Origin of the sequence: Lysobacter stagni, assembly GCF_030053425.1 — a bacterium.
GTDB classification, from domain to species: domain Bacteria; phylum Pseudomonadota; class Gammaproteobacteria; order Xanthomonadales; family Xanthomonadaceae; genus Lysobacter_J; species Lysobacter_J stagni.
On record NZ_JASGBI010000001.1, the window covers coordinates 1575031 to 1600625 of the forward strand.

General features: G+C 67.7%; 31 protein-coding genes. 23 read left to right on the forward strand and 8 right to left on the reverse strand.

Annotated features, from left to right (window positions below):
* Positions 1-62: 62 nt before the first annotated feature.
* The 7 genes from hppD (at position 63) to QLQ15_RS07160 (ending at position 6786) form a co-directional block, all read left to right on the forward strand.
* Complete coding sequence (gene hppD, locus QLQ15_RS07130) at positions 63-1133, forward strand: 4-hydroxyphenylpyruvate dioxygenase (protein ID WP_432277848.1); 1071 nt, start codon at positions 63-65, stop codon at positions 1131-1133.
* Between the two features lie 52 nt (positions 1134-1185).
* Complete coding sequence (locus QLQ15_RS07135; RefSeq protein ID WP_283212136.1) at positions 1186-1584, forward strand: endonuclease domain-containing protein; 399 nt, start codon at positions 1186-1188, stop codon at positions 1582-1584.
* Positions 1585-1596: 12 nt separating this feature from the next.
* Positions 1597-2901, forward strand: coding sequence for a homogentisate 1,2-dioxygenase (gene hmgA / locus QLQ15_RS07140; RefSeq protein WP_432277784.1), 1305 nt, complete (start codon positions 1597-1599; stop codon positions 2899-2901).
* Positions 2902-2984: 83 nt separating this feature from the next.
* Positions 2985-3626, forward strand: coding sequence for a hypothetical protein (locus tag QLQ15_RS07145; RefSeq protein WP_283212137.1), 642 nt, complete (start codon positions 2985-2987; stop codon positions 3624-3626).
* A gap of 69 nt (positions 3627-3695) precedes the next feature.
* On the forward strand, positions 3696-4652 hold the full coding sequence (locus tag QLQ15_RS07150) for a calcium/sodium antiporter (RefSeq protein WP_283212138.1): 957 nt from the start codon (positions 3696-3698) through the stop codon (positions 4650-4652).
* A gap of 34 nt (positions 4653-4686) precedes the next feature.
* Positions 4687-5910, forward strand: a complete 1224-nt coding sequence (gene nhaA / locus QLQ15_RS07155; RefSeq protein ID WP_283212139.1) for a Na+/H+ antiporter NhaA — start codon at positions 4687-4689, stop codon at positions 5908-5910.
* A 3-nt stretch (positions 5911-5913) separates the two neighbouring features.
* On the forward strand, positions 5914-6786 hold the full coding sequence (locus QLQ15_RS07160) for an NAD-dependent epimerase/dehydratase family protein (RefSeq protein WP_283212140.1): 873 nt from the start codon (positions 5914-5916) through the stop codon (positions 6784-6786).
* Here QLQ15_RS07160 and QLQ15_RS07165 read toward each other — a convergent pair whose 3' ends face one another.
* Positions 6787-7674 (reverse strand): DMT family transporter, encoded by an 888-nt coding sequence (locus QLQ15_RS07165; RefSeq protein ID WP_283212141.1) that lies wholly within the window; start codon positions 7672-7674, stop codon positions 6787-6789.
* Positions 7675-7809: 135 nt separating this feature from the next.
* Between QLQ15_RS07165 and QLQ15_RS07170 the strand changes: the two genes are divergently transcribed.
* The gene (locus tag QLQ15_RS07170; protein WP_283212142.1) at positions 7810-8577 is read left to right on the forward strand and encodes an oxygen-binding di-iron domain-containing protein; all 768 of its coding nucleotides are present in this window, start codon (positions 7810-7812) and stop codon (positions 8575-8577) included.
* A 78-nt stretch (positions 8578-8655) separates the two neighbouring features.
* Here QLQ15_RS07170 and QLQ15_RS07175 read toward each other — a convergent pair whose 3' ends face one another.
* The 4 genes from QLQ15_RS07175 to QLQ15_RS07190 are packed head-to-tail and all read right to left on the reverse strand — an operon-like array spanning position 8656 to position 10953.
* Positions 8656-9159, reverse strand: coding sequence for an Mpo1 family 2-hydroxy fatty acid dioxygenase (locus QLQ15_RS07175; RefSeq protein ID WP_283212143.1), 504 nt, complete (start codon positions 9157-9159; stop codon positions 8656-8658).
* 35 nt (positions 9160-9194) lie between these two features.
* Entirely contained in the window at positions 9195-9530 is a 336-nt protein-coding gene (locus QLQ15_RS07180) for a DMT family transporter (RefSeq protein WP_283212144.1), read from the reverse strand.
* 15 nt (positions 9531-9545) lie between these two features.
* A complete protein-coding gene (locus tag QLQ15_RS07185; protein ID WP_283212145.1) occupies positions 9546-10028 on the reverse strand; it encodes a DUF6714 family protein in 483 nt (160 codons plus the stop codon).
* 4 nt (positions 10029-10032) lie between these two features.
* Positions 10033-10953, reverse strand: a complete 921-nt coding sequence (locus QLQ15_RS07190) for a phosphoribosylaminoimidazolesuccinocarboxamide synthase (protein WP_283212146.1) — start codon at positions 10951-10953, stop codon at positions 10033-10035.
* A gap of 172 nt (positions 10954-11125) precedes the next feature.
* Between QLQ15_RS07190 and QLQ15_RS07195 the strand changes: the two genes are divergently transcribed.
* The 14 genes from QLQ15_RS07195 (at position 11126) to QLQ15_RS07260 (ending at position 22689) form a co-directional block, all read left to right on the forward strand.
* The gene (locus tag QLQ15_RS07195; protein WP_283212147.1) at positions 11126-11461 is read left to right on the forward strand and encodes a J domain-containing protein; all 336 of its coding nucleotides are present in this window, start codon (positions 11126-11128) and stop codon (positions 11459-11461) included.
* A 41-nt stretch (positions 11462-11502) separates the two neighbouring features.
* Positions 11503-12177 carry a ribulose-phosphate 3-epimerase gene (rpe, locus tag QLQ15_RS07200; RefSeq protein ID WP_283212148.1) on the forward strand — a complete coding sequence of 225 codons (675 nt, stop codon included), beginning with the start codon at positions 11503-11505 and terminating at the stop codon, positions 12175-12177.
* A complete protein-coding gene (rraA, locus tag QLQ15_RS07205) occupies positions 12174-12647 on the forward strand; it encodes a ribonuclease E activity regulator RraA (RefSeq protein ID WP_283212149.1) in 474 nt (157 codons plus the stop codon). The genes rpe and rraA overlap by 4 nt, the downstream gene beginning before the upstream one ends.
* A 215-nt stretch (positions 12648-12862) precedes the next feature.
* Entirely contained in the window at positions 12863-13792 is a 930-nt protein-coding gene (gene yegS / locus QLQ15_RS07210; RefSeq protein ID WP_283212150.1) for a lipid kinase YegS, read from the forward strand.
* 162 nt (positions 13793-13954) lie between these two features.
* Positions 13955-15445: an anthranilate synthase component I gene (gene trpE, locus QLQ15_RS07215; RefSeq protein WP_283212151.1), complete on the forward strand. Its 1491-nt coding sequence runs from the start codon at positions 13955-13957 to the stop codon at positions 15443-15445.
* 166 nt (positions 15446-15611) lie between these two features.
* Entirely contained in the window at positions 15612-16313 is a 702-nt protein-coding gene (locus QLQ15_RS07220) for a hypothetical protein (RefSeq protein ID WP_283212152.1), read from the forward strand.
* A 166-nt stretch (positions 16314-16479) separates the two neighbouring features.
* Positions 16480-16674 (forward strand): hypothetical protein, encoded by a 195-nt coding sequence (locus QLQ15_RS07225; protein ID WP_283212153.1) that lies wholly within the window; start codon positions 16480-16482, stop codon positions 16672-16674.
* Positions 16675-16766: 92 nt separating this feature from the next.
* Positions 16767-17444 (forward strand): response regulator transcription factor, encoded by a 678-nt coding sequence (locus tag QLQ15_RS07230; protein ID WP_283212154.1) that lies wholly within the window; start codon positions 16767-16769, stop codon positions 17442-17444.
* Complete coding sequence (locus QLQ15_RS07235) at positions 17441-18805, forward strand: sensor histidine kinase (RefSeq protein ID WP_283212155.1); 1365 nt, start codon at positions 17441-17443, stop codon at positions 18803-18805. The genes QLQ15_RS07230 and QLQ15_RS07235 overlap by 4 nt, the downstream gene beginning before the upstream one ends.
* Positions 18806-19115: 310 nt before the next feature.
* A complete protein-coding gene (locus QLQ15_RS07240) occupies positions 19116-19700 on the forward strand; it encodes an anthranilate synthase component II (RefSeq protein ID WP_283212156.1) in 585 nt (194 codons plus the stop codon).
* 29 nt (positions 19701-19729) lie between these two features.
* Positions 19730-20776 (forward strand): anthranilate phosphoribosyltransferase, encoded by a 1047-nt coding sequence (trpD, locus tag QLQ15_RS07245; RefSeq protein ID WP_283212157.1) that lies wholly within the window; start codon positions 19730-19732, stop codon positions 20774-20776.
* A 1-nt stretch (position 20777) separates the two neighbouring features.
* Positions 20778-21134 (forward strand): antibiotic biosynthesis monooxygenase family protein, encoded by a 357-nt coding sequence (locus QLQ15_RS07250; RefSeq protein ID WP_283212158.1) that lies wholly within the window; start codon positions 20778-20780, stop codon positions 21132-21134.
* A complete protein-coding gene (gene trpC, locus QLQ15_RS07255) occupies positions 21131-21922 on the forward strand; it encodes an indole-3-glycerol phosphate synthase TrpC (RefSeq protein WP_283212159.1) in 792 nt (263 codons plus the stop codon). The genes QLQ15_RS07250 and trpC overlap by 4 nt, the downstream gene beginning before the upstream one ends.
* A gap of 38 nt (positions 21923-21960) precedes the next feature.
* Entirely contained in the window at positions 21961-22689 is a 729-nt protein-coding gene (locus QLQ15_RS07260) for a haloacid dehalogenase-like hydrolase (RefSeq protein ID WP_283213956.1), read from the forward strand.
* Between the two features lie 27 nt (positions 22690-22716).
* Here the strand turns inward: QLQ15_RS07260 and QLQ15_RS07265 are convergent, their stop codons facing one another.
* On the reverse strand, positions 22717-23178 hold the full coding sequence (locus QLQ15_RS07265; protein WP_283212160.1) for a GNAT family N-acetyltransferase: 462 nt from the start codon (positions 23176-23178) through the stop codon (positions 22717-22719).
* A gap of 7 nt (positions 23179-23185) precedes the next feature.
* The gene (crp, locus tag QLQ15_RS07270) at positions 23186-23869 is read right to left on the reverse strand and encodes a cAMP-activated global transcriptional regulator CRP (RefSeq protein ID WP_283212161.1); all 684 of its coding nucleotides are present in this window, start codon (positions 23867-23869) and stop codon (positions 23186-23188) included.
* Between the two features lie 216 nt (positions 23870-24085).
* On the opposite strand from crp, the gene speD reads away from it, so the two are divergent.
* A complete protein-coding gene (gene speD, locus QLQ15_RS07275) occupies positions 24086-24880 on the forward strand; it encodes an adenosylmethionine decarboxylase (RefSeq protein ID WP_283212162.1) in 795 nt (264 codons plus the stop codon).
* Between the two features lie 64 nt (positions 24881-24944).
* On the opposite strand, the gene coq7 is transcribed toward speD, so the two are convergent.
* Complete coding sequence (gene coq7, locus QLQ15_RS07280; RefSeq protein ID WP_283212163.1) at positions 24945-25586, reverse strand: 2-polyprenyl-3-methyl-6-methoxy-1,4-benzoquinone monooxygenase; 642 nt, start codon at positions 25584-25586, stop codon at positions 24945-24947.
* Positions 25587-25595: the final 9 nt, after the last annotated feature.

A 25595-nucleotide genomic window follows, 5' to 3' on the forward strand; every position in this document is an offset into this window, starting at 1 on the left:
ATCTCCGCCGGGTCGGACCGCTACCAGAGAACAATGCCATGAATGCGCAGCCCAACCTCGGCATGCAGGTCACCACGTTCGAGAACCCGCTCGGCATCGACGGCTTCGAGTTCGTCGAGTTTGCCGCCCCGGCGGGCCAGGGCGAAGCCCTGCACGACTACTTCCGCAAGCTCGGCTTCACGGCCGTGCTGCACCACAAGACCCGTCCGATCACGGTCTACCGCCAGGGCGGCGTCAACTTCCTGGTCAACGAGGACCCGGACAGCTTCGCCGCGGACTTCGCCGCCAAGCATGGCCCCTGCGCCTGCGGCTTCGCGATCCGCTTCCGCAAGCCGGCATCCGTCGTGTTCGACACCGTCGTCAACAACGGCGGCGAAGCCATCACCGACCGGGTCGACAGCAAGGCCGTCGACGCGCCGGTGGTGAAGGGCATCGGCGACTGCATGCTGTACCTGGTGGACCGCTACGGCGATGCCGGCTCGATGTACGAAGGCGACTACCTGCCCGTGCAGGGCGCCGAGCAGGATCCGAAGGGCTTCGGCCTCACGTTCATCGACCACCTCACGCACAACCTGTTCTTCGGCAACATGCAGAAGTGGTCGGACTATTACGAGCGTCTGTTCAACTTCCGCGAGATCCGCTACTTCGACATCAAGGGCGCCAAGACGGGCCTGGTGTCCAAGGCGATGACCGCGCCGGACGGCATCGTGCGCATTCCGCTCAACGAATCCAGCGACCCCAAGTCGCAGATCAACGAGTACCTGGATGCGTACAAGGGCGAAGGCATCCAGCACATCGCCTGCTTCACCGACAACATCTACGACACGGTCGAAGCGATGCGCGCGCAGGGCGTGGAGTTCCTCGACACGCCGGACACGTACTTCGAGGTGATCGACCAGCGCGTTCCGAACCATGGCGAGGACGTGCCGCGCCTGCAGAAGAACAAGATCCTCATCGACGCCGACCGCGAGACGCACCAGCGCAAGCTGCTGCAGATCTTCACGCAGAACGCCATCGGCCCGATCTTCTTCGAGATCATCCAGCGCAAGGGCAACGAAGGTTTCGGTGAAGGCAACTTCCAGGCGTTGTTCGAAAGCATCGAGCGCGACCAGATGCGGCGCGGGGTGCTGTAAGTATTTCTAGCCCCTCTCCCGACGGGAGAGGGGTTGGGGTGAGGGGCGGAGCATGGAAGACCGTCGGAGGGCGAAACTCCCCACGGACACCTTGGCGTCGGCGCGTTCCTTGCGCGTCAATGCCACGGATGCCGAACGTGTCATCTGGCGACGGCTGCGCGGTGGCCAGTTGCCGGGCTTCAAGTTTCGGCGTCAGTATCCGATTCCGCCATACGTCGTGGACTTCGCTTGCCTCGCCGCGAAGCTCGTCGTCGAACTCGATGGCTCGCAGCATTCGACCGACGCAGACTTGCCACGCACCCGCTTTATCGAGTCGAAAGGTTTCAAAGTGCTTCGTTTCTGGGACAACGATGCGTTGCTGCAGACCGACGCCGTGATGGAGGCGATCTGGAACGCTTGCCGCTCGGCTGCCCCTCACCCCAACCCCTCTCCCGATGGGAGAGGGGCTTAACGGCAGATCTTCATGACCATCACCAGCAACGGCTACCAATCGGGTTTCGGAAACGAGTTCGCCACGGAGGCGGTGGCCGGTGCGTTGCCGGTCGGTCGCAATTCGCCGCAACGCGTCGCGCACGGCCTGTACGCGGAACAATTGTCCGGAACGGCGTTCACCGCGCCGCGTCACGCCAACCGCCGCAGCTGGCTGTACCGCATCCGCCCTGCGGCGATGCACGGCGCGTTCGCGCCCTATGCGCAGCCGCGTTTCCACAACGATTTCGGCAGCGCACCGGTGTCGCCCGACCAGCTGCGCTGGAGCCCGCTGCCGATGCCGCAGGCGCCGGTGGATTTCGTCGACGGTCTTTTCACCATGGCCGGCAATGGTTCGCCGGAAGCGCAGAGCGGCGTGGGCATCCACCTGTACGCGGCCAATCGCGACATGCAGGGCCGCTATTTCTACGACGCCGACGGCGAACTGCTCATCGTGCCGCAGCTCGGTCGTTTGCACATCGCCACGGAGATGGGCGTGCTCGACGTCGGGCCGCAGCAGATCGCGGTCATACCGCGCGGCGTGCGGTTCTGCGTGTCATTGCCGGACGGTGAGGCGCGCGGCTACGTGTGCGAGAACTTCGGCGCGATGTTGCGCCTGCCCGACCTTGGGCCGATCGGCAGCAATGGCCTGGCCAATCCGCGCGACTTCCTGGCGCCGAATGCGGCCTATGAAGATCGCGAAGGCGACTTCGAACTCATCGGCAAGTTCCAGGGCCACCTGTGGCGCGCCGACATCGGCCACTCGCCTCTGGACGTCGTGGCCTGGCACGGCAATTACGCGCCATGCCAGTACGACCTGCGCCACTTCAACACGATCGGTTCGATCAGCTACGACCATCCGGATCCGTCGATCTTCCTGGTCCTGCATTCGCCCAGCGACACGCCGGGAACGAGCAATCTGGACTTCGTGATCTTCCCGCCGCGTTGGCTGGTGGCGCAGGACACGTTCCGGCCGCCGTGGTTCCACCGCAACATCGCCAGCGAGTTCATGGGCCTGGTGCACGGTGCCTACGACGCCAAGGCCGAAGGCTTCACGCCAGGCGGCGCGTCGCTGCACAACTCGATGACCGGCCACGGCCCGGACGCGGCGACCTTCGAGAAGGCCAGCGCGGCCGATCTGTCGAAGCCGGATGTGATCCAGGACACGATGGCCTTCATGTTCGAAACGCGCGCGGTCATCCGGCCGACGGCGCAGGCCATCGAAGCCGCGCATCGCCAGCGCGACTACCAGGCGTGCTGGGCGGGACTGAAGAAGCATTTCGTCGCGCCGAAGGCCTGAGGCCCGCTTTGGCACGACGTTAACGGCGCAGGAGTAGGCTGGCCGGTCTGCGCATGCGGGGGAACGTCGGTGGAGTGGGGGCGATGAAAGAATGGTTCGTGGCGGCGTGCCTGCTGGCATTGGCCGCGTGCACCGGCCGCGATGCTGCGCCCGGTGCGACTACCCCGGAGCGATCCGCCGCTGCACCGGCACCCAATGCCGCGTCGTCCGCTGCCGGCGATGCGCCGATGCCTGCGCCGGCGGCCACATCCGCGACCGGCGCCATGCCCGCACCGGGCGCCATCGGCTACAACGGGTTCGGACCCGCGCCGTTCGGCGCGAACGAGGAACAGGTGCGCATGGCGTGGGGGGCGGATCTGGGCGGCATGAAGCCCGACCAGCCCGGCGGTTGCTACTACCTGATGCCGCAGCCGCGATCGACCGCCGGCTACCGCCTCGCCTTCATGTTCGAGGACGACCGCTTCGTGCGCATGGACGTGGACGCGCCCGACATCGAAGCACCCGGCGGTGGCAGGGCAGGGATGTTCGAGCGCGACATCCGGCGCCTGTACGGAGACCGCATGCAGGTGCAGAAGCACAAGTACGTTGAAGGCGGGCATTACCTGCGCATCCCGGACGCCAGCGGCCCTGGCGTGCTGCTGTTCGAGACGGACGCGGGTGGCCTGGTCAGGGCGTGGCGCATTGGCCAGCCGCCCCAGGTCGATTACGTGGAAGGTTGCTCCTGAGACGCCGCGCTGGACGCCCCGCGGCGCGCTGGGCATAGAATCGACGGATTGAGGCGTGGAGGGGACACGATGCTCGAGGCCATCGGCTGGTTCGTACTGGGTCTGGTGCTGCTCGCACTGGGTGGCGATTCCATCGTGAAGGGTTCGTCCGGGCTGGCACAGCGTCTGGGCGCTTCGCCGTTCGTCGCGGGCCTGATCCTGGTCGCATTCGGCACGTCGCTGCCGGAGCTGGCCGTCAACCTGCAGGCGGTGATGCGCAACCAGTCCGCCATCGCGTTGGGCAACGCAGTTGGCAGCAATGTCGCGAACTTCGGACTGACCCTGGGCGCGGCCGCGCTGGTCGCGCCGCTGACGGTGCGCTGGCGTGCGCTGGCACCGCTGTTGCTGGTGCTGCTGCTGGGCACGCTGCTGCTGGTGCTGCTGGGCCTGGATGGAACGCTGTCGCGCATCGAAGGCCTGATCATGCTGGTCGCATTCCTCATCGTCATTGCCGTCGCCGCCGTGCGCACGCGCCGCGAATCGCCGGAACTGCAGGACGCCATCGCCACCTTCGCGCACACCAGCACGGATCTGTGGCTGAACCTGCTGCGCTTCGCCATCGCCGCCGTGCTGCTGTACTTCGGTTCGCGCATGGTGGTGCGCAGCGCACCGACGATCGGCGCCGGCCTGGGCATGGCGCCGCTGCTCACCGGCCTGCTGCCGGTCGCCATCGGAACCGCGCTGCCCGAAGTCGCGGCGGCGATCTCCGCAGCGCGCAGGGGCCATGGCGACATCGTCGTTGGCCACGTGATCGGTTCGAGCCTGTTCAACCTGCTCGTGATCGTGGGCGGCATGGCCGCGATCGGTGGCGCGGTCGCGCTGCCGGAATCGTTCGTCCGCTTCGAACTCCCGGCAGCGGCCGTGTTCGCGGTGATGTTGTATCCGATGCTGCGTGGCGACCTGCACATCAGCAAGAACGAAGGCGCCGCGCTGCTGATCGCGTTCCTGGCATGGGTGGCGTTCGAAGTCGTGACGATGCAGCACTGATGGGTGTCGCGCGCACGGCCGATATACTGGGCCGATGAAGGTTCCCCACACGTCCGGCGACACGTCGTCTTCCATGCGCGGTTTGCGCGCGCTGACCGAGTTCTTCCGGCTGGAGGCGGCCGGCGGCATCGTGCTGATCGCCGCGGCGCTGCTGGCGATGGTCGCGGCGAACTCACCGCTCGCGCCTTTCTACGAGGCATTCCGCAATCTGCCGGTGCACCTGCGCGTCGGCGATTTCGAGATCGCCAAACCATTGCTGCTGTGGATCAACGACGGCCTGATGGCGGTGTTCTTCCTGCTGGTGGCATTGGAGATCAAGCGCGAGATGCTGAGCGGACAGCTCGCGCGTCGCTCGCAGCTCGTGCTGCCGCTGGTGTGCGCCTGTGCCGGCGTGGTGGTGCCGGCGCTGGTGTTTGTCGCCTTCAACCGTGGCGATGCGGATGCGATGCGCGGCTGGGCGGTCCCCACCGCCACCGACATCGCCTTCGCGCTGGGCGTGCTGGCACTGCTGGGGTCGCGCGTGCCGACCGGCATGAAGTTGCTGCTGTCGACCATCGCAGTGGTCGACGACCTGATCGCGATCCTCATCATCGCGATGTTCTATTCGCACGGACTGTCGGTGGCCGCGCTGGTGGGCGCGGCGGTGGCCATCGTGGGCATGGCGCTGCTGAACCTGCGTGGCGTCACGCGCCTGGCGCCTTACTTCGTGCTGGGCACGCTGCTCTGGGTGTGCGTGCTCAAGTCCGGCGTGCACGCCACGCTGGCCGGCGTCGTCACCGGCTTGATGATTCCGCATGCCGACCGGCAGGACGCGAACGCGCATTCGCCGCTGGAGTCGCTGGAACATGCACTGCACCCATGGGTGGCCTACGCGATCCTGCCGCTGTTCGCGTTCGCCAATGCAGGTCTCGTACTGGCGGGCATGAGTCCGCGCGATCTGCTCGAACCGCTGCCGATGGGCGTGATGGTCGGCCTGCTGGTGGGCAAGCCGGTTGGCATCGTTGGCGCAGCGGTGCTGATGCGCTCGGTCGGCTGGGCCCGGTTTCCCGATGGCATGGACCTGCGGGCAATGGTCGGCCTTGGCCTGATGTGCGGCATCGGCTTCACGATGAGCCTGTTCATCGCCTCGCTCGCGTATGCCGATCCGGTGCGTTACGAGGAAGCCGTGCTGGGTGTGCTGGTCGCGTCGCTTCTGTCGGCGGTGCTGGGATGGCTGTGGCTGCGCGCGACGCTGCCAGCCACTGCGAAGGTGGGCTGACCGATGCGGCATGCACTGGTGTTCGGAGGCACGGGGCAGATCGGCTTTCCCCTGCTCGGGTTGTTGCACCGTGACGGATGGCGCATCACGGCCGTCTCGCGCTCGCCGCAGGCGGACGAGCCCGGCCTGCAGTGGTTGCAGGGCGGTCTGGGCGACGTGGCCGGCCTGCCCTCGCGCGCGGATGCGATCCTCAGTTGCGGGCCGCTCGACGGTTTCGCGCACTGGTATGCGCAGTCGCGGATCGAATGCCCGCGCGTGATCGCGTTCGGGTCCACCAGCGTCGAGGTGAAACGCGGCTCTGCCGATGCCGCCGAACGCGATGTCGCCAGACGTCTGCGCGAAGGCGAGGAAGGTGTGTTTGCGACCGCGGCACGGCGCGGTGCCGCGGCGACGTTGCTGCGACCGACGCTGGTCTACGGCGTCGGACGCGACGCAACGCTCACGCGCATCGCGACACTCGCGCGGCGATGGCAGCGCTTTCCGCTGCCACGCGGCGCCAATGGCCTGCGCCAGCCCGTGCACGTGGACGACCTCGCCTCCGCGGCCTTTGCCTGTTTGCCGGTCGCGGAAACGCACGGACAGGCCTACGCACTGCCGGGCGGCGAGACCCTGACCTATCGCGACATGATCGCGCGCGTGTTGGCGTGCCTCACGCCGCCGCCGACACTGGTCGAATTGCCGTCGCCGTTGTTCAACGCCGCGTTGTTCGTCGCCCAGCTCACCGGCCGCGCGACCGGCCTGGGCGAAGCCGCCGTGCGTCGCATGCGCAGCGATCTGGTATTCGATGCCTCGCCGGCGCAACGCGCCTTTGGCTATGCGCCGCGCGCGTTCCATCCCCGCGCGGAGATGTTCGAGCCCCGCAGGGAACGGGACTGACTACAGCTCCTCGGCGTTCGGCAGCGAACGCGCCTTGCTCAACGCGCGCAATGCGATCAGCAACACGCCGCCCAGCACCATCGCCCCACCGATCAGCAGGCGGGGCCCCGGACGGTCGCCCCAGAACGCGATGCCCAGCCCGATTGCCAGCACCGGCACCAGCAGCAGCCATGGCGTCACCTGCGCGACGGGATAGCGCTGGATGAGCAGGTAGTACAGCCCGTGGCCGAGCAGCGACGACACGAAGGCCGCATAGAGCGCGCCACCCCATGCCACCCAGCTCGCCTGCGGCAGCTTCGCGATCGCGCCGGGTTCCAGCCACGCGCTGATCGCGAACAGCGGCAGCACCGCGAACAGCGCGGTCCAGCCCTGCTGGCTCACCGCATCCAGTCCCTTCAGGCCCTTCATGATCACCGTGCCCACGGCGAGGAACGCGGCGGAGATGAGCATCAGCACCAGCGCCATCGGGTGATCCAGCACCAGCGGATCGAAGCCGAGCACCAGCACGCCGGCGAAACTCACCGCGATGGCCAGCCCGGTGCGCCACGCAAAGCGTTCGCCCAGCGCCCACCACGCCAGCAGCGTGGTCATCGGCACGTAGCTCTGCATCACGATGGCAGGCGAAGACAGGTCGCCTGCCAGCTTCAGCGCGGTGAAGCTGAGGCCGAAATGCAGCACGCCGATGCACAGGCACACGGTGATCAGTCGCGGCCACTGACCTGCGGCCGGACGCTTGACCAGCCACATCAACGGCAGCGCGAGCAGCGCGAAGCGCAGCGCAGTGAACAGGAACGGCGGGATCTCGCGCATCGCCAGCGCGGAGGTGAGGAAGTTCCCGGCCCAGGCCAGGACGACAACGAGTACGAGCAGCAGATCGCGGGCGGGCATGGCGTTGCGTCGGTGGGAAGCGGGCACGGCGGGCGCGCCATTGTCCGCCGTTGCGGCGTTCGCGGCCAGAATTGATCCGACTCAAGCCGCGTCGCGGTGCGGTACGTACAGTCGCCTGGTTCTTCAGGGAAGCATATGGCGACGATCCTCTTCGACCAGGCGGGGCACCGCTGCATTGCCTTCAGCGACCTCGTGCGTGGCGACGATGGCGTGCAGGCGAACCAGTTCCTGGTCCAGCACGGCCAGCACAGCGCGCTGCTCGACCCGGGCGGCGCGCTGCTCTACAACCCCCTGATCCTGGCGATGGGCGCGTACGTCGCGCCGACCGACGTGACGTGGCTGCTGTGCTCGCACCAGGACCCGGACATCATCGGCTCGGTCGACAAATGGCTGCTTTACACCAACACCACGGTGGTGTGCTCGAAGCTGTGGGGACGGTTCGTGCCGCACGTGGTGCCGGGCTACCTGCGCAACGCAGGCAGCGACCGTTACCTGCTGCTGCCCGACGAGGGCGGGCGCATCCCGATGGGCGACAGCCACATGCGCGCGCTGCCGGCGCACTTCATGCATTCGGTGGGCAACTTCAGCTTCTTCGATCCGGTCAGCCGGATCCTGTTCTCGGGCGACGTCGGCGCGTCGATGGTGCCCAGCCAGACGCCGTATGCGTTCGTCACCGATTTCGAATCGCACGTGCAGCGCATGGAGGGCTTCCATCGCCGCTACATGGCCTCCAATCGCGTCACGCGATTGTGGGTGCAGATGGTGCGCGAACTGCAGCCGGCGATGATCGTGCCGCAGCACGGGCTGCCCATGCGCGGTGAAGTGATGGAGCGCTTCCTGGAGTGGCTCTCGCGCCTGGAATGCGGCGTGGACCTGATCAGCCCAGCGGACTATCGGCTGTGAACGCGGGCCGGGTCGGCCCTTCCGCTTCGGCCTGTCGTGGGGCCGGACGGAGGTGCCCGCCCGGCCCGCAGCGATGACTCAGTAACGCAGACCCAGCTTGCGGTACAGCTTCGCCAGCACCCAGGCCGGACCGATCAGCAGGTAGGTGAGATCGGTGAAGAAGCTGGGGCGCTTGCCCTCGAGCAGCTTGCTGTGGCCGATGAACTGGCCGATCCACGCCACCACGAACACGCCCACGCCCAGCCACAGCAGCGTGGTGGTGCCGTACGTGTCGTGCAGCCAGCGCGTCAGCAGGCCCATCAGCACGTAGGCGATCGCCATGCCCAAGCCCAGCGAACGCGAGGCGCGGTAGTAGAACAAGGCGGTGGCCAGCATCGCCAGGCCGGCCCAGAAGCCGGCGCGGAACCAGCTGCCGGGCGCCGGGATGCACCACAGCAGCGCGACCACGCTCCACAGGATCGCGGGCACGCAGATCACGTGGATGAGCTGGTTGGTGGCGTTGCGGTGGTCGCCCGAGTAATTGGCGAACCAGCGATCGATCGGACGTTCGGTAGAAGACGACGATTCGGCGACGGTGTTCATGGCGACCCCTCCCAAGGCGGCATGGACGTCCGCGCTCAGTGCGCGGAGGACTTCGAGAATAGCTGGATTACCGCCACGCCGGCGACAATCAGGCCGATGCCGAGCAGGGCGGGCAGGTCGAGGGGCTGCTTCAGGACAGCCCAGCCGATCAGGGCGATCAGGACGATGCCGGCGCCCGACCAGATCGCATAGGCCACGCCGACAGGGACCGTCCGTAGCACCAGCGAGAGGAAGTAGAACGCGACCGCGTAGCCGGCCACGACGATGAGCGATGGGCCGAGGCGGGTGAAAGCTTCGGAGGCCTTGAGCGCGCTGGTGGCCACGACCTCGGCGGTGATCGCGATGGCGAGGTAGAGGTAGCCGGGGCTCATGAGCGTTCCTGTGCGTCAGCGGTACGTGGCGCCGGGTGCCCAGTATTCCTCAAGCGCCGTCATCGCCTGATCCGTCCACTTGGAGCGGGGATCGAAGGCCAGCAGATCGAGGAACTGTCCCACCACGGTCTGTTCCTCGGACGAGAGCGACCCGAATCGCGGCGGGTCCCGGTCCGGTGGCTGCAGCGAGAAGAGGAGGGCGTCGGTGGCGATCGACGAATCGCGATCCGGCAAGTGATCCAGCGCGTGGCACATGAAGATCGGCAGATAGTGAAGCCAGGACGCTGCATCGAGATGGGGCAGACCCCACGCGTTGCATTCCATATACGACGCATCAGGCGCGTCGAGCGCTGCATCCCAGGGCGGTGGCGGTTCGCCGTCGTCGATCGCGTTTCCGGCCCGCAGCGATATCGCAGGCGGGCCAGGATGCGTGCGGAAGACCGTTTCGATACGGGCCTTCAGCGCTTCCGCATCGAACATCCCCGCCCCGTCGTGCATGCGCTCAGTCGACCGAAATCCCCGCCAGCTTCATCAGCGCCTCGGCGTACTTGGCACGCGTGCGGTCGATCACTTCGGCAGGCAGCTTCGGGCCGGGCGCTGTCTTGTCCCAGTCCAGCGTTTCCAGATAGTCGCGCACGAACTGCTTGTCGTAGCTGGGCGGGCTGGTGCCCACTTCGTACTGGTCGGCCGGCCAGTAGCGCGAGGAGTCGGGCGTGAGCATCTCGTCCATCACGTACAGGCGGCCGTCGGCATCGGTGCCGAACTCGAACTTGGTGTCGGCCAGCAGGATGCCGCGCTGCGCGGCGTAATCGCGCGCGAACTTGTACAGGCGCAGCGTCGCGTCGCGCACCTGTTCGGCCAGGTCGGCGCCGACCGTGCGCACGGCGGTGTCGAAGTCGATGTTCTCGTCGTGGTCGCCGACGGCGGCCTTGGTCGAGGGCGTGAAGATGGGTTCGGCCAGCTGTTCGGCCTGGCGCAGGCCGTCGGGCAGGGCGATGCCGCTGACGCGGCCGGTGCGCTGGTAGTCCTTCCAGCCGCTGCCGATGAGGTAGCCGCGTGCGATGCACTCCACCGGCACAGGCTTGAGCCGCTTGGTCACGACCGCACGCTTGCCGTACAGCGCGGCGTCCACGCCGGCGGGCAGCACCGAGGCCACGTCGATGCCGGTGAGGTGGTTGCGGATGATGTGCTCTGTCTTGCCGAACCAGAAATTGCTGATCTGGCAGAGCATCTCGCCCTTGCCGGGGATCGGGTCGGGCAGCACCACGTCGAACGCCGAGAGCCGATCGGTCGCGACCATGAGCAGGCAGTCGCCGGACCCGGCGGGCAGGCGATCGGCGGGCAGGTCGAAGACGTCGCGGACCTTGCCGCGATGGCGCAGGTGGAGGCCGGGCAGGTCGGACTGGAGCAGGGTCGTGGACAACGCGGGAATCCCCAATGGATGCACGGAAGTGCGGCTCGGAAGCCCCGCCTGACGCTCGCCTCGACTCGCGCGCGTGCGCGACAGGGCCGGCCAGTGTACGCCGGCCGGCGGCGGCGTGCAGGTACACTGTCGCCAGACCGAAACAGGCCGGCACGACGCCGCGGGAAGGACGATGAAACGCTGGTACGGCAAGCTGCTCGGCTTCTTCGCGGGGGCCGCGCTGTTCCGCTCCAACCCGTTCTTCGGGGCCCTGGTGGGGTTCCTCATCGGCCATGCCTTCGATACCGACTGGTTCAGCCTGCGCCGGGACAATCCGTACGCCGCGCTGGGCCTCTCCGCCGATGCGACCGACACCGAGGTCGACCTGGCGTACCGGCGCCTGATGTCGCAATACCACCCCGACCGCATGGCCGGGGCCGCCGCGGAACTGCGCCAGCAGGCCGAGGTTCGCGCGCGCGAGATCAACCAGGCCTACGACCGCATCAAGACGCAGCGCCGCCGTCGCTGAACCATCGTCCGACTTCCCCCGTTCCAGCCGCAGAGACTTCCATGCAATCCACCGTCATCGCCCCGTCCATCCTTTCGGCCAACTTCGCCAGACTGGGCGAGGAAGTCGACACCGTGATCAAGGCCGGCGCCGACTGGGTGCACTTCGACGTGATGGACAACCACTACGTCCCCAACCTCACCATCGGCCCGATGGTGTGCGAGGCACTGCGCAAGCACGGCGTGACCGCACCGATCGACGTGCACCTGATGGTGGAACCGGTGGATCGCATCGTGCCCGACTTCGCCAAGGCCGGCGCTACGCTGATCAGCTTCCATCCCGAAGCCAGTGCGCACGTGCACCGCACGATCCAGCTGATCAAGTCGCACGGTTGCCAGGCCGGGCTGGTGCTCAATCCCGCCACGCCCGTGGACGTCCTCGAGTGGGTGCTGGAAGAGCTCGACATGGTGTTGCTGATGTCGGTGAACCCGGGCTTCGGCGGCCAGAGCTTCATTCCTTCCGCGCTGGAGAAGCTGCGTCGCGTGCGCCAGATGATCGACCGCAGCGGCAAGTCGATCCGCCTGGAAATCGACGGCGGCGTGAAAGCCGACAACATCGGCGAGATCGCGGCCGCGGGTGCGGACACCTTCGTCGCCGGCTCGGCGATCTTCAACGCCCCCGACTACGCCGACGTCATCGGCCGCATGAAGGACGCCGTCGCGAAGGTGCGTGGATGAATACCTGCGACCTGTGCGATCTGCACGACGCGCAGGTCCGCGTGGTGGATCTGCCACTGCGCGATTTCGGCGGGCGCCTGGCGTTCAACGGCATCGTCAGCACCGTGAAGGCCACCGAGGACAACTCGCGCGTGCGTGAAGCCGTCGCCGAGGCGGGGCAGGGACGCGTGCTGGTGATCGACGGCGGCGGTTCGATGCGTCGCGCGATGTTCGGCGACCTGCTCGCCGCCGCTGCGGTGGAGAACGGCTGGGCCGGCGTCGTGGTGTTCGGCGCCATCCGCGACAGTGCGGCCATCGGCGGGCTCGAACTGGGCGTTAAGGCGCTGGGCACCTGCCCGCGCAAGACCGAGAAGCTCGGCGTTGGCGAGCGCGACGTCGACGTGGAGTTCGGCGGCGTGCGCATCCGTCCCGGCGACTGGCTGTGCGCCGATGAAGACGGCGTGGTCGTGGCCGACACCGACCTGCGCTGACGCTGCCCGGAAAACAAAAGCGGCAAGCCATCGCTGGCTTGCCGCGGAAGATTTGGAGGCAATCCCGCCTCCGTCCGTCGTCCTTGAAGATGGACTCTCATTCTCCGGACGTTCGATGACGAACGTATGACGCCGGGGCGCTGATCCTTGTCGTGTTCACGGATGCTTGCGCGTGCGTTGTTAGCCTGCGCGTTCACTCATTCATCCGCGTGGCGATGGCGAATCCACACTGGCGCCTGGTTCTCAACGGCAAGTCCGCGGGCGACGATGCGGTCCGCGAGGCCGTGACGGCGCTACGCGAGACCGGCATCGTGCTGGACGTGCGCGTGACCTGGGAACGCGGCGATGCGCAACGCATCGTCGGCGAAGCCGTCGAGGCCGGCGTGGCATGCGTGATCGCCGGCGGTGGCGACGGCACGCTCGGCGACGTCGCGGCCGCGCTGGCCGGACACGATGCCGCCGCCGATGCGTTGCCTTCGCTGGGCCTGATTCCGTTGGGCACCGCCAACGATTTCGCGGTCGCTGCGGGGATCCCACCGGGCCCCCTGGAGGCACTGCAGAGCGTGCGCGATTGGCCGGCGACGCCCATGGACCTGTTGCGCGTCGACGTCGAAGGCGCGCGCCACTGGTGCGCAAACCTCATCAGTGGCGGCTTCGGTACGGAAGTGACCGTGGAGACGGACGAAGGTCTCAAGCGGCTGCTCGGTGGCCTGGCCTATCTGGTCACCGGCATCGCGCGCGTGGGTCGGGTCGAACCGACGGTGGCGCGCGTATTGGGCGATGGCTTCGCGCGGGACGGCGCCTTCCTCGCACTGGGCATCGGCAACGGCCGGCAGGCCGGCGGTGGCCGCGTGTTGTGTCCTGACGCCTTCATCGACGATGGCCTGCTCGACGTCACGGTGATTCCCGAACTGAGTGGCGAGGTCGCCACCGGCGTCGCCACGCTGCTGCGCGAAGGACGTCGCGCCGCACTGGAGCAGGTCGCCGAACGGGCACGGTTGCGTGAGGTGCGCGTGGAGGCCCCGGAGCCGATCACGCTCAACCTCGATGGCGAACCGTTGCGTGCGCGATGGTTCCAGATCGCCTGCGTGCCGGGACGCCTGCGCATGCACCTGCCATCCGGCAGCCCGTTGCTGGGCGGATAGCCGCCCGGCGGTCGCGGGGCTCGCCTACGACCGCGCCGACCCGCTACAGTTGTCGCATGAACCTCCGGGCGACTCACCGAATCCCTGCGGCCGACACGGGTTGGCGATGGCGGCGCAACGCTGTCGTCGTGACCGCCCTTTCGTCTTCCAGGGAAACCCCGCGTGACTTCTTCCGAGCAATTCCAGCCGCAGACCGCTGACGGCCACACCCTCGTTCCCGTCGTTCGCGAAGTGCTGAGCGACCTCGACACGCCGCTGTCGGTCTACCTCAAGCTGGCCGACGGGCCGCACACCTACCTGTTCGAATCGGTCGAGGGCGGCGAACGCTTCGGCCGCTATTCGATCATCGGCCTGCCCGCGCGACGCGTTTACGCCTTCGCCGGTCACACGTTGTTCGTCACCGAGGATGGCGAGCTCATCGAGAGCCGCGTCGTAGAGGATCCCTTCGCGGAAGTCGAACGCCTGCGTGCCGCGCACAGCGTGCCGACGATTCCCGGCCTGCCCGGCTTCACCGGCGGCCTGGTGGGCTGGTTCGGCTTCGAGAGCATCCAGTACATCGAGCCGCGCCTGGCCGGTGGCGACAAGCCCGACGAGCTCGGCACGCCCGACATCCTGCTGATGCAGAGCGATGAGCTGGCCGTGTTCGACAACCTCAAGGGGCGGCTGTACCTGATCGTGCACGCCGATCCGTCCGAGCCGCGCGCGCTGGCCCGCGCGAACCGGCGCCTGGACGAACTGGTGCACCGCCTGCGTCAGGGCGGCCCGGGCTATCCGGAAACACTGGAAGGCCGCGTGCTCGACGAGACGGACTTCGTCTCCGGTTTCACTCGCGAAGGGTTCATCGACGCGGTCGAGAAGTCCAAGGAGTACATCCGCGCCGGCGACATCTTCCAGGTCGTGCTGAGCCAGCGCCTGTCGGTGCCGTTCAAGGCGCGGCCGGTGGACGTGTACCGTGCGCTGCGCGCGCTGAACCCGTCGCCGTACATGTATTACCTCGATGTCGGCGGCACCCAGGTGGTCGGCAGTTCGCCGGAAATCCTCGTGCGCCTGCAGGGCGGCACGGTCACCGTGCGCCCGATCGCCGGCACGCGCCCGCGCGGCGCGACGCCGGAAGAGGACGCCGCGCTGGAAGCCGAACTGCTGGCCGATCCCAAGGAACGTGCCGAGCACCTGATGCTGATCGACCTGGGCCGCAACGACGTGGGTCGCGTGTCGGAGCCGGGCAGCGTGGAAGTGGGCGAGCAGTTCGTGATCGAACGCTACAGCCATGTCATGCACATCGTCAGCGAAGTCACCGGCACGCTGAAGCCCGACCTGAGCTACGCCGACGTGCTGCGCGCGACATTCCCTGCCGGCACCGTAAGTGGCGCGCCGAAGATCCGCGCGCTGGAAGTGATCCGCGAACTGGAACCCATCAAGCGCAACGTCTACGCCGGGTCCATCGGTTACCTGGGCTGGGGCGAACCCGGGCGCAGCGGCGATGCCGATACCGCCATCGCCATCCGCACCGCCGTGATCCAGGACGGGCGCCTGTACGTGCAGGCGGGTGCAGGCATCGTCTACGACTCCGATCCCGCGATGGAGTGGGAGGAGACGATGAACAAGGGGCGCGCGCTGTTCCGCGCCGTCGCTCAGGCCGCGAAGGGACTGTGACACCGGTCGCCTTCACGGCGACCCTCTCCACGCCGCCTTCATCACATCGCGTCGCATCGCGAGCGCGGATGACCTCATCCGCGTTACGACAACGTTTTATTCACAGGAAGCGGGTTTCACTGCCGACGTAGAGCGTTCGACCGAACCCGGCGGGAAGGAGGCGGCCATGCAGCTCGTCCACGACGATCTCGTTCAATCCCGGTTTTCCAACACGTTCGCGCGCACGGTCGAGATGATCTGCCCGCACTGCCTGAAGGAGGCGGTGTTCGAAGCGCGAAGCTGGCAGGAGCACGGCCAGCAACTGGCCGCCAGCGAACTGACGTGCGCACGCTGCGAGGACACGGTGCTGTTCGTACAGCTGCTGCAGGCCGACGGCACGCGCAAGCAGGCCGGCCTGTTCTGCTATCCGCGGCCTGCCGGGCGCGAACCGATGGCCGGCGTCGAGCATCTGCAGACCTTGTCGGCGCCGCTGGCGCGCAGCTACGAATCGGCGCTGAAGCTGTACAACCGCGCCGAATGGGGAGCCACGGCGCTCACCGTGCGGCATCTGCTGGGCGGGCTTGCCTCGCGCATGCTGGCCGAGGACAAGCGCGATCTGCCGCTCACGCGGGCGCTGGAATCGCTGCCGCAGGAGGTGGACCTCTCGCGTCCGCTGCAGGACATCGCGCAACTGCTCGCGCCCTCGGGCACGTTCGGCCGCCAGTTCGACGACGAGGCGCAGATCGACAAGGTCACCGCCGAGCTGCTGCTGGAGCTGGTCGAACAACTGCTGACCTACCTGGTGGTGCTGCCGGGCACGATGGCCGACCTCAAGAGCCGCATCGCCACCGCTCCGGTGCCGCTGCGACGGGGCAGCGGCGCCGCCTGAGGGCCCCTGCGACGCCCCGCCTGCGGGCGTCGCGAACATTACCGATCGTTAATCCGCCGGAAAGAAGCCGGTGAGGCGATGGCGCGCAATCTGTCCTGGCGATGGGGAAACACCCCACCGGCAAACCCCTCGTCCAAGCATGTCGTCATCGTCCAAGGAGTCCTCCATGAACCTCCGCAATGCCCTTTTCGCCGTCGCCATGACCGCGTTCGCCGGCTCCGCCTTCGCCGCGCCGCCGACCACCGCACCGGCTGCGCCGGCATCGAGCACCGCGCCCGCCAAGCAGGCGCCGGCCAAGCACAAGCACGCCACCAAGGCCGAGAAGAAGGCCGAGAAGAACGCCGAAGCCAAGAAGAGCTGATCGTCACGTTCCCCGAAGCCCGTGCAACGCGGGCGGATACCCCGCCGACTTCCCTCGGCGGGGTATCCTTTTTTCGCACGTCGGGAGTTGCCATGCGCGTCCTGCTGATCGAAGACGATCCCCACACCGCCGCCTTCATCGGCAAGGGCCTGCGCGAGGATGGGCACACCGTCGATCATGCCGGCGATGGCAGGCAGGGCCTGTTCCTGGCCACCACCGAAACCTTCGATGCCATCGTCCTGGACCGCATGCTGCCCGCGCTGGACGGACTGGTGCTGCTGCAGACCCTGCGCGGCGCCGGCAACCGAACGCCGCTGCTGCTGCTCACTGCGCTGGGCGAGATCGATCATCGCGTCGAGGGGCTGCGGGCCGGCGCGGACGATTACCTGGTCAAACCCTTCGCGTACTCCGAACTGAGCGCGCGGCTGGACAGCATCGTGCGCCGCGGTCGCGAGGACACACAGCGCGAGCCCACGCGTCTGCAGGTGGGCGATCTGGAGCTGGACCTGCTCAGCCGCGACGCACGCCGCTCCGGGCGGCGCATCGAACTGCAACCGCGCGAGTTCCGCCTGCTCGAATTCCTGATGCGCCAGCCCGGCCGCGTGGTGACGCGCACCATGCTGCTGGAGGCGGTGTGGGACTACCACTTCGATCCGCAGACCAACGTGATCGACGTGCACATCAGCCGCTTGCGGCAGAAGATCGACCACGGCTTCGATCGGCCGCTGCTGCACACGGTGCGCGGCGCCGGCTATCGGCTCGCCGAATGAATCCGCTGCGCTCCACCAGCACGCGCCTGGCCCTTGCGGTGATGGCGTCGTTCCTGGTGGCGTTCGTGCTGCTGGGCGTGGGCGTGTATGTGGCCGTGTCGACGCTGCTGCTGCAGGACGCGCGCGAACTGGTGCGCAACGATGCCGCCGCGCTGGCGGAGGTGTACGGCGAAGGCGGGCGCACGGCGCTGGTCGAGGAACTGCGCGGGCGCATCGACGCGCCGGACGACCCCGACGCCGTGTACGCGCTGATATCGCCATCCGGTGCGGTCGAACTGGGCGATGCGCCACCGAAGACCTCGCTGCGCAGCGGCACCCGCTGGGTCACCTTCGATCGCTACGGCAGCGATGCCGACGCCGATGACGGCCTCTCGCGCCACGTCGTCGCCCACCTGCAGGTGATGCCCGACGGCAGCACGCTGCTCACCGGCCTGCGCCTGCAGTCGCAGGACCGCTTCCTCGCGCTGATGCTGCGCACGGCGCTGGTGGCGCTGCTGGTGGCGGCGTCGCTGGGTGCATTGACGGGCTGGCTGACCTCGCGCTGGGTCTCCGGGCGATTGAGCGCGCTCGACGTGACTGCCGCGCGTGTCGGCGCGGGCGAGCTGGGACTGCGCGTCGGGCTGGACGGAACACACGATGCGTTCGACCGGCTGGCGCGGCGTTTCAACGGAATGCTCGACCGGATCGAAGACCTGCTCGGCGGCGTGCGCCACGCGACCGACCACATCGCGCACGACCTGCGCACACCACTCACGCGCCTGCGCAACCGTCTGGAAGACCTGCGCCGACGTCCTGGCGTGGATGCGGCCGACCGCGCCGCACTGGACGCGGCCGTGCAGGAGACCGACCACCTGCTGCAGACCTTCGGCGCGCTGTTGCGCCTGGCCCGCATCGAAGCGCAACCGCCGGTGGGCGAGGGCCCGGTCCTGGATCTGGCCGACCTGGCCGCCGACGCCGTGGAGCTATACACCCCGATCGGCAGCGAGCGTGCGATCCGACTGCGCGCCACGCTGGTAGCCGTCTCCGTGCGCGGCGACCGGGACCAGCTGTTCCAGATGCTGGTGAACCTGCTCGACAACGCACTCAAGTACGCGCCTTCCGGCAGCGAGGTGGTGCTGTCGCTCGCCGCCGGACCGGACGGTGCGGTGCTGTGCATCGACGACGCGGGACCCGGCATTCCCGAGGCCGATCGTGAGCGCGTGTTCGACCGCTTCGAGCGTATGGAAAGCCATCGTGGCACCGCCGGCAGCGGCCTGGGCCTGAGCCTGGCGCGTGCGATCGTGCAGCGCCACGGCGGGCACATCGCGTTGCTGGACGGCGCCCCGGGTCTGCGCGTGCAGGTGACCTTGCCAGTGGTGTGAGCGGGCAGGGCAGGTCGCGCGTCGTGCGCCAAGCCGTTACAGTAGGGCCATGATCGTGCGTCCCTTCCCGCAGTTCCGCAAAGCCGACCTGGGTTGGCGATGGTGGCCGTTGGCTTCCGTCCAATCCCGTCTGTCGTGCTACCAGGAATTGCGCAGTGACCTTCGCCCCACGCACTGATCCACCGGCCAAACGTCCGGCCCCAGGCCTTGCCCTGCGAACCTCCCGCTGGCCCCGTGCCACGCGGGATAATGCTGTCCCCGCGGAACCGACCCGCGCCCTCCGTGCCCCTTCCGCCCCGGGACTTCGCCGATGCTGTTGATGATCGACAACTACGACAGCTTTACCTACAACCTCGTGCAGTACCTGCAGGCACTCGGGGCGGAGGTGAAGGTCGTCCGCAACGACGAGCTGTCCGTGGCGCAGATCGACGCGATGGCGCCCGAGCGCATCGTCATCTCGCCCGGCCCGTGCACGCCGAACGAGGCGGGCGTGTCGGTGGATGTCATCCGCGAGCTGGGCTCGCGCATCCCGGTGTTCGGCGTGTGCCTGGGCCACCAGAGCCTGGGGCAGGCCTACGGCGGCGACGTCGTGCGCGCCAAGCGGATCATGCACGGCAAGACTTCGCGCATCCGCCATGAGGGCAAGGGTGTGTTCGCCGGTCTGCCCGACGGCTACGAGGCCACGCGCTACCACTCGCTGGTCGTCTCGCGGCAGACCCTGCCGGACTGCCTGGAGATCACCGCCTGGACCGAGGCGGACGACGCCTCCGGCCAGTTCGACGAGATCATGGGTCTGCGGCACCGGGAGCATCCGGTGGAGGGCGTTCAGTTCCACCCGGAGTCCATCCTCACCGAACACGGCCACGCGCTGCTGAAGAATTTCCTCGAGCGCTAAAGTAGAGGCCGACACGGCCGCCCACGACCATGCCCATCACCCCGCAAGAAGCCCTGCAGCGCACGATCGAGCATCGCGAGATCTTCCACGACGAGATGGTGGATCTGACGCGCATGATCATGCGCGGTGAAGTCTCGCCGACGATGACCGCCGCCATCCTCACTGGTCTGCGCGTGAAGAAGGAGACGGTCGGCGAGATCGCCGGTGCGGCGACGGTGCTGCGCGAGTTCGCGCGGCCCGTGGACGTGGCCGACCGCGCGAACCTGGTCGACATCGTGGGCACCGGTGGCGACGGGGCGCATACGTTCAACATTTCCACGGCGAGCATGTTCGTGGTCGCCGCCGCCGGCGCGAAGGTCGCCAAGCACGGCAACCGCAGCGTGTCGTCCAAGTCCGGCAGCGCCGACGTGCTGGAAGCGCTGGGCGCGGCGATCGAACTGCAGCCCGAGCAGGTCTCGCAGAGCATCGAGCGCTGTGGCATCGGCTTCATGTTCGCGCCCGTCCACCATCCCGCGATGAAGGTGGTCGCACCGGTGCGTCGCGAGATGGGCGTGCGGACCATCTTCAACATCCTCGGTCCGCTGACCAATCCGGCTGGCGCGCCGAGCATCCTGATGGGCGTGTTCCACCCCGATCTCGTCGGCATCCAGGTGCGCGTGCTGCAGGAACTGGGCGCGGAGCGGGCGCTGGTGGTGTGGGGCCGCGACGGCATGGACGAACTCTCGCTGGGCGCCGGCAGCCTCGTCGGCGAACTGCGCGACGGCGTGGTGCGTGAGTACGAACTGCATCCCGAGGACTTCGGCATCGCCATGGCGCACAGCCGGAACCTGCGCGTGGGCGATGCCCTCGAATCCAGGGCGCTGGTGCTGCAGGCGCTGGACGATCGCCCCGGCCTGCCGCGCGAGATCGTGGTCCTCAATGCCGGCGCGGCGATCTACGCAGCGGGCGTGGCCGACAGCATCGCCGAGGGCATCGAGCGCGCGCGTGCGGCGCTGGCCTCGGGTGCGGCGCGGGCGAAGCTGGACGCCTTCGTCACGACGACGCGCGAACTCGCCGCGACCACTGCAGGAGCCTGAGATGGACGACGCCTTCGCCCGCCTGCCTTCGCCGCCGTATTACGCGGTGATCTTTTCCTCGCGCCGCAATGGCCACGACGACGCAGGCTATGGCGAAGCCGCACAGCGCATGGTCGAACTGGCCGCCTCGCAGCCCGGCTATCTCGGTGTGGAATCCACACGCGGCGCGGACGGCTTCGGCATTACCGTGTCGTACTGGGAAAGCGAGGAGGCCATCGCCGCCTGGCGCCAGCACGCCGAGCACGCCGCCACGCGCGCGCACGGTCGCGTGCACTGGTACGAACATTACGAACTGCGCGTGGCAAAAGTGGAACGCGCGTACGGCAAGCCTGAAATGAAATCGCGATCCCCCGAATGAGCGACATCCTCACCACCATCCTCGCGCGCAAGGCCGAGGAGATCGAACAGCGCAGCCGCGTGCGTCCGCTCGCGGACATGCGCGCACGTGCCCTGCTGCAGCCGCCCACGCGCGGCTTCGTCGATGCCATCCGCCGCAAGCACGCGGCCGGCGAGGCCGCGGTGATTGCCGAAGTGAAGAAGGCCAGCCCGTCGAAGGGGCTGATCCGCAAGGACTTCAATCCCGCGCAGATAGCGGCGAGCTACGAGGCCGGCGGCGCGGCGTGCCTGTCGGTGCTGACCGACGTCGATTTCTTCCAGGGCAGCAACCTGTACCTGGGCGAAGCGCGCGGCGCGTGCTCGCTGCCGGTTCTGCGCAAGGATTTCACCGTCGATCCCTACCAGGTGTACGAGGCGCGCGTGATCGGCGCCGATGCCATCCTGCTCATCGTGGCCGCCCTTGAGGACGGCCCGATGGTGGAGATGGCCAACCTGGCGATGGAGCTGGGCATGGACGTTCTGGTGGAAGTGCACGACATCGACGAGCTGGAGCGCGCGTTGCAGACCGACTGCGAGCTGATCGGCGTCAACAACCGCAACCTGCGTACCTTCGAGGTCTCGCTGGACACCACGCTGGACCTGCGCAGTGCGGTGCCGCCGGACCGCACGCTGGTCACCGAGAGCGGCATCGCCACGACTGCCGACGTCGCGCGCATGCGCGAGGCCGGCGTGCAGACCTTCCTGGTCGGTGAGTCGTTCATGCGCGAGAACGAGCCGGGCGCCGCGTTGCAGCGGTTGTTCGCGGCATGAGCGTGCCGGTCGATCATCTGCCCGGTGCAGCTGCCGTGATGCCCACGGGCCAGAACGGGGCCAGCGAGCGTCCGTATGCGCCGCTGGTGGTGTTCGATTTCGACCACACGCTGTACGACGGGGATTCGGGCAGCCATCTGGTGCTGTGGCTGATCCAGCGTCACTGGGCGCGGGTGGCGGCAGCGATCGCGTTGTCGCCGCTGCTGCTGCCGCTGATCGCGTGGTTGCCCACGCGCCGGCACGCCATCTCGGTCTATCTGTGGATCGCCACGCTGGGCACGCATCGTCGCCGCGACATGGATCGCCTCATCGATCTTTACGTGCGCACGCACGCGAAGGAGATCCGCCGGCGCCTGTTGCCAGTCGCGCTGAAGGTATTGCAGAAGCACCGCGACGCGGGCGATCGCGTGATCATCGCCACGGGTGCGTCGCCGGAACTGGCGCGCGCGATCCTCGATTTCGTCGCGCACGAGGACCTGCCCGTGATCGGCAGCATCGGTGGGCCGTTCCTGGGCGGCATGATCACCGTGGAGCACTGTCACCACGAGAACAAGATGCGGATGATCTGGGATGCGGGCTACGACCAGATCGCCGTCGCGTACTCCGACAGCAGCGCCGACCTGCCGCTGCTGAAGGCCGCACGCCGGCCGGTGGTGGTCAATCCCAAGCGGCGTCGCGTGGCGATGTTCCGGCGCGTGTTGCCGCCGGGTACGCCGATCCTCAACTGGGGTTGCAAGGGGCGCGGTGGCGAACGGGTCCGTGCCTGAGCGCCGGGCGCCTGGAGGCGCGGGCGATCAGTCGCCCAGCGCCTTGATGAAGCGCATCGATCCGTCGAGATAGCCGCAGCGGCGATAGAACGCCTGCGCGCCGGTACGGTTGGGGCTGCTGGTGATCTCGATGCGGCGCACGCCACTGCGGCGTGAGATCGATTCCACTTCCTTCAGCAGGCGCCGGCCGATGCCGCGGCCATGCCGGTCGGGCAGCACGACCAGGCCCGTGATCCGCGCCAGTTCGCAGCCGTGGACCACCGAGTAGAGGGTATAGAGCGACACGAGCCCGCAGGCGTCGCCGTCGTCTTCGGCCAGCAGCAGGTGCTGGCGTGGGTCGTGCCGGACCACCGCGATGCGTTCGGCGGCTTCGTCGCGACTGCAGGGATAGCCCAGCTCGGCCAGCAGATGGGCGACGTCGCTCGCGTCGCCCAGTTCCGCCGCGCGGACGCGGACCGCCGCCTCGTCGGATCCGGCGACGCGGCCCATGCGAAGGTCAGCGCGTCCCGTACAGGACGACGGTCTTGCCGCGGGCGTGGAGCTTGCCGTCGGCCTGCAGCTTCTTGAGCACGCGGCCGGCCATTTCGCGCGAGCAACCGACCAGGCGCGAGAGCTCCTGGCGCGAGACGCGGATCTGGGTGCCCTGCGGATGGCTCATCGCCTCCGGCTCCTTGGCCAGGTCGTGCAGGGCGCGCACGATGCGGTCGGTCACGTCGAGGAATGCCAGGCGGCCGGCTTTCCTACTGGTGTCGAGCAGACGCCGCGAGATCTGCGCGCCGATGGCGTACAGCAGCTTGGGCGCGTCCAGCGACAGGCGGGTCAGCAGCAGGTCGTAGAGACGCTCATGGCCGATCTCGGCCAGTTCGCAGGTGCTGCGCGTGCGCAGGATGACCTCGCGCTGGTCGCTGGCGATGAACAGCCCCAGCTCGCCCACGAACTCACCGGGACCGAAGTAACCCAGCACCAGCTCACGACCGTCTTCCTCCTCGGTGATGATGCTGACCGAGCCGGAGATGATGTAGTACAGCGTGCTGGCCGGATCACCGGGCCGGAACACGTCGGTGCGCGACGGGTAGCGGCGACGGTGGCAGTGCGCCAGGAAGCGCTCGATGGTAGCGGCGTCCGGCAGCAGCGGGCTGTTGGTACGGCGGACAGAGGAGGCAACCGGATTGGCGGACATGGGCGTGAAGGTTTTGTGATCGGTCGAGCTTAGGCCGAAGTAACGCGTTGGGCAAATATTCGCCGTAGTACGTCACCCGCCGAACTCTAACCTGTGATGGCGGTCTGGTTCACCTCTTCAGGCCTTCTGGCGGCCCTGGCGGTCCCGCGCGTTCCCCCCCGGGGTTTTGTGCCTCATAATTCCGGCCCTCGCCGCCCTACCGGGATACCTACTGCCGTGGTCAAGCCGTTGCCTCGCCTGAGGTTGCAGGGATTCAACAACCTCACCAAGGCCCTCTCGTTCAACATCTATGACGTCTGCTTCGCGGCGTCGGAGGACGAGCGTCGTCGTTACATCGAGTACATCGACGAGGCGTACAACGCCGACCGGCTGACCCAGATCCTGACGGATGTGGCCGAGATCATCGGCGCGAACATCCTCAACATCGCCCGCCAGGACTACGACCCGCAGGGCGCGTCGGTGACCATCCTCATCTCCGAGGAACCGGTGATCGACAAGAAGGCAGCTGGGAAGGAGATCATCTCCGACGCCGTCGTCGCCCACATGGACAAGTCGCACATCACGGTGCACACCTATCCGGAAACCCATCCGGACAGCGGCATCGCGACCTTCCGCGCCGACATCGACGTGGCGACCTGCGGCGTGATCTCGCCGCTTAAGGCCTTGAATTACCTGATCGAGAGCCTGGAATCCGACATCGTGGTGATGGACTACCGCGTGCGCGGTTTCACCCGCGACATCAAGGGCAAGAAGCACTTCATCGACCACAAGATCAACTCGATCCAGGATTACTTGGCGAAGAACATCAAGTCGCGCTACGAGATGATCGACGTGAACGTCTACCAGGAGAACATCTTCCACACGAAGATGCACCTGAAGGAGTTCGACCTCGACACCTACCTGTTCGAGGAGAAGGCCAAGAACCTCTCGTTCAAGGAGCGCATGAAGATCGAGGCGCGCCTGAAGCGCGAGATCGAGGAGCTCTACCACGGTCGCAACCTGGCCGACTGAGGTCGCCTCGCGTCGTGAATGAAAAAGGCCGGCATTGCCGGCCTTTTTTGTGCCTGCGACGACGTCAGATGCGGTAGGCCACGGCCTTCATCAGCTTCGAGGCCGCTGCCATCACCGCCGGCACCGGTGGCGGCAGGATGCGCGCACCCGCGGCTTCAGCATGGTCGGCGTGGCGGGCTTCGTCGGTCTTCATCACTTCCAGGATGGCGCGGCTGCGCGCGTCGGCGACGGGAAGCGAATCCAGGTGCTCGTCGATGTGCGCCTCGACCTGGCGCTCGGTCTCGACCACGAAACCCAGGTTCCAGCCGTCGCCACGCAGGCCCGCCAACGCGCCGATGGCGAAACTTCCGGCGTACCAGACGGGGTTCAGCAGGCTGGGTCGGCTGTCGAGTTCGCGCAGGCGGTCCGCGCACCAGGCCAGGTGGTCGGTCTCTTCCTGGGCCGCTTCCAGCAGATGCGCGCGCGTGGCCGGGTCGCGCGCGACCGCGGCCTGCCCGCAGTAGAGCGCCTGCGCGCAGACCTCGCCGACGTGGTTGATGCGCATCAGGCCGGCCGAATGGCGGCGCTCCTCGTCGTCCAGTTCGATCTGGGCCACTCCGTCGGCGGGATTCGCGCGGTCCGCCGAAGGGGCGCCGAAGACGGTGTCGAGCGCGCGCTGGGTGTCGGCGAGGAGGCGGTCCAGCGGCGTGAGGGCGCGTGCGTTCATGCGTCGATT

Bases quoted from the DNA above. Each gene is read 5' to 3' on its own strand.
- hppD (WP_432277848.1), top strand. From the start codon at position 63: ATGCAGGTCACCACGTTCGAGAACCCGCTCGGCATCGACGGCTTCGAG.
- QLQ15_RS07135 (WP_283212136.1), top strand. From the start codon at position 1,186: ATGGAAGACCGTCGGAGGGCGAAACTCCCCACGGACACCTTGGCGTCG.
- hmgA (WP_432277784.1), top strand. From the start codon at position 1,597: ATGACCATCACCAGCAACGGCTACCAATCGGGTTTCGGAAACGAGTTC.
- QLQ15_RS07145 (WP_283212137.1), top strand. From the start codon at position 2,985: ATGAAAGAATGGTTCGTGGCGGCGTGCCTGCTGGCATTGGCCGCGTGC.
- QLQ15_RS07150 (WP_283212138.1), top strand. From the start codon at position 3,696: ATGCTCGAGGCCATCGGCTGGTTCGTACTGGGTCTGGTGCTGCTCGCA.
- nhaA (WP_283212139.1), top strand. From the start codon at position 4,687: ATGAAGGTTCCCCACACGTCCGGCGACACGTCGTCTTCCATGCGCGGT.
- QLQ15_RS07160 (WP_283212140.1), top strand. From the start codon at position 5,914: ATGCGGCATGCACTGGTGTTCGGAGGCACGGGGCAGATCGGCTTTCCC.
- QLQ15_RS07165 (WP_283212141.1), bottom strand. From the start codon at position 7,674: ATGCCCGCCCGCGATCTGCTGCTCGTACTCGTTGTCGTCCTGGCCTGG.
- QLQ15_RS07170 (WP_283212142.1), top strand. From the start codon at position 7,810: ATGGCGACGATCCTCTTCGACCAGGCGGGGCACCGCTGCATTGCCTTC.
- QLQ15_RS07175 (WP_283212143.1), bottom strand. From the start codon at position 9,159: ATGAACACCGTCGCCGAATCGTCGTCTTCTACCGAACGTCCGATCGAT.
- QLQ15_RS07180 (WP_283212144.1), bottom strand. From the start codon at position 9,530: ATGAGCCCCGGCTACCTCTACCTCGCCATCGCGATCACCGCCGAGGTC.
- QLQ15_RS07185 (WP_283212145.1), bottom strand. From the start codon at position 10,028: ATGCACGACGGGGCGGGGATGTTCGATGCGGAAGCGCTGAAGGCCCGT.
- QLQ15_RS07195 (WP_283212147.1), top strand. From the start codon at position 11,126: ATGAAACGCTGGTACGGCAAGCTGCTCGGCTTCTTCGCGGGGGCCGCG.
- rpe (WP_283212148.1), top strand. From the start codon at position 11,503: ATGCAATCCACCGTCATCGCCCCGTCCATCCTTTCGGCCAACTTCGCC.
- rraA (WP_283212149.1), top strand. From the start codon at position 12,174: ATGAATACCTGCGACCTGTGCGATCTGCACGACGCGCAGGTCCGCGTG.
- yegS (WP_283212150.1), top strand. From the start codon at position 12,863: ATGGCGAATCCACACTGGCGCCTGGTTCTCAACGGCAAGTCCGCGGGC.
- QLQ15_RS07220 (WP_283212152.1), top strand. From the start codon at position 15,612: ATGCAGCTCGTCCACGACGATCTCGTTCAATCCCGGTTTTCCAACACG.
- QLQ15_RS07225 (WP_283212153.1), top strand. From the start codon at position 16,480: ATGAACCTCCGCAATGCCCTTTTCGCCGTCGCCATGACCGCGTTCGCC.
- QLQ15_RS07230 (WP_283212154.1), top strand. From the start codon at position 16,767: ATGCGCGTCCTGCTGATCGAAGACGATCCCCACACCGCCGCCTTCATC.
- QLQ15_RS07235 (WP_283212155.1), top strand. From the start codon at position 17,441: ATGAATCCGCTGCGCTCCACCAGCACGCGCCTGGCCCTTGCGGTGATG.
- QLQ15_RS07240 (WP_283212156.1), top strand. From the start codon at position 19,116: ATGCTGTTGATGATCGACAACTACGACAGCTTTACCTACAACCTCGTG.
- trpD (WP_283212157.1), top strand. From the start codon at position 19,730: ATGCCCATCACCCCGCAAGAAGCCCTGCAGCGCACGATCGAGCATCGC.
- QLQ15_RS07250 (WP_283212158.1), top strand. From the start codon at position 20,778: ATGGACGACGCCTTCGCCCGCCTGCCTTCGCCGCCGTATTACGCGGTG.
- trpC (WP_283212159.1), top strand. From the start codon at position 21,131: ATGAGCGACATCCTCACCACCATCCTCGCGCGCAAGGCCGAGGAGATC.
- QLQ15_RS07260 (WP_283213956.1), top strand. From the start codon at position 21,961: ATGCCCACGGGCCAGAACGGGGCCAGCGAGCGTCCGTATGCGCCGCTG.
- QLQ15_RS07265 (WP_283212160.1), bottom strand. From the start codon at position 23,178: ATGGGCCGCGTCGCCGGATCCGACGAGGCGGCGGTCCGCGTCCGCGCG.
- crp (WP_283212161.1), bottom strand. From the start codon at position 23,869: ATGTCCGCCAATCCGGTTGCCTCCTCTGTCCGCCGTACCAACAGCCCG.
- coq7 (WP_283212163.1), bottom strand. From the start codon at position 25,586: ATGAACGCACGCGCCCTCACGCCGCTGGACCGCCTCCTCGCCGACACC.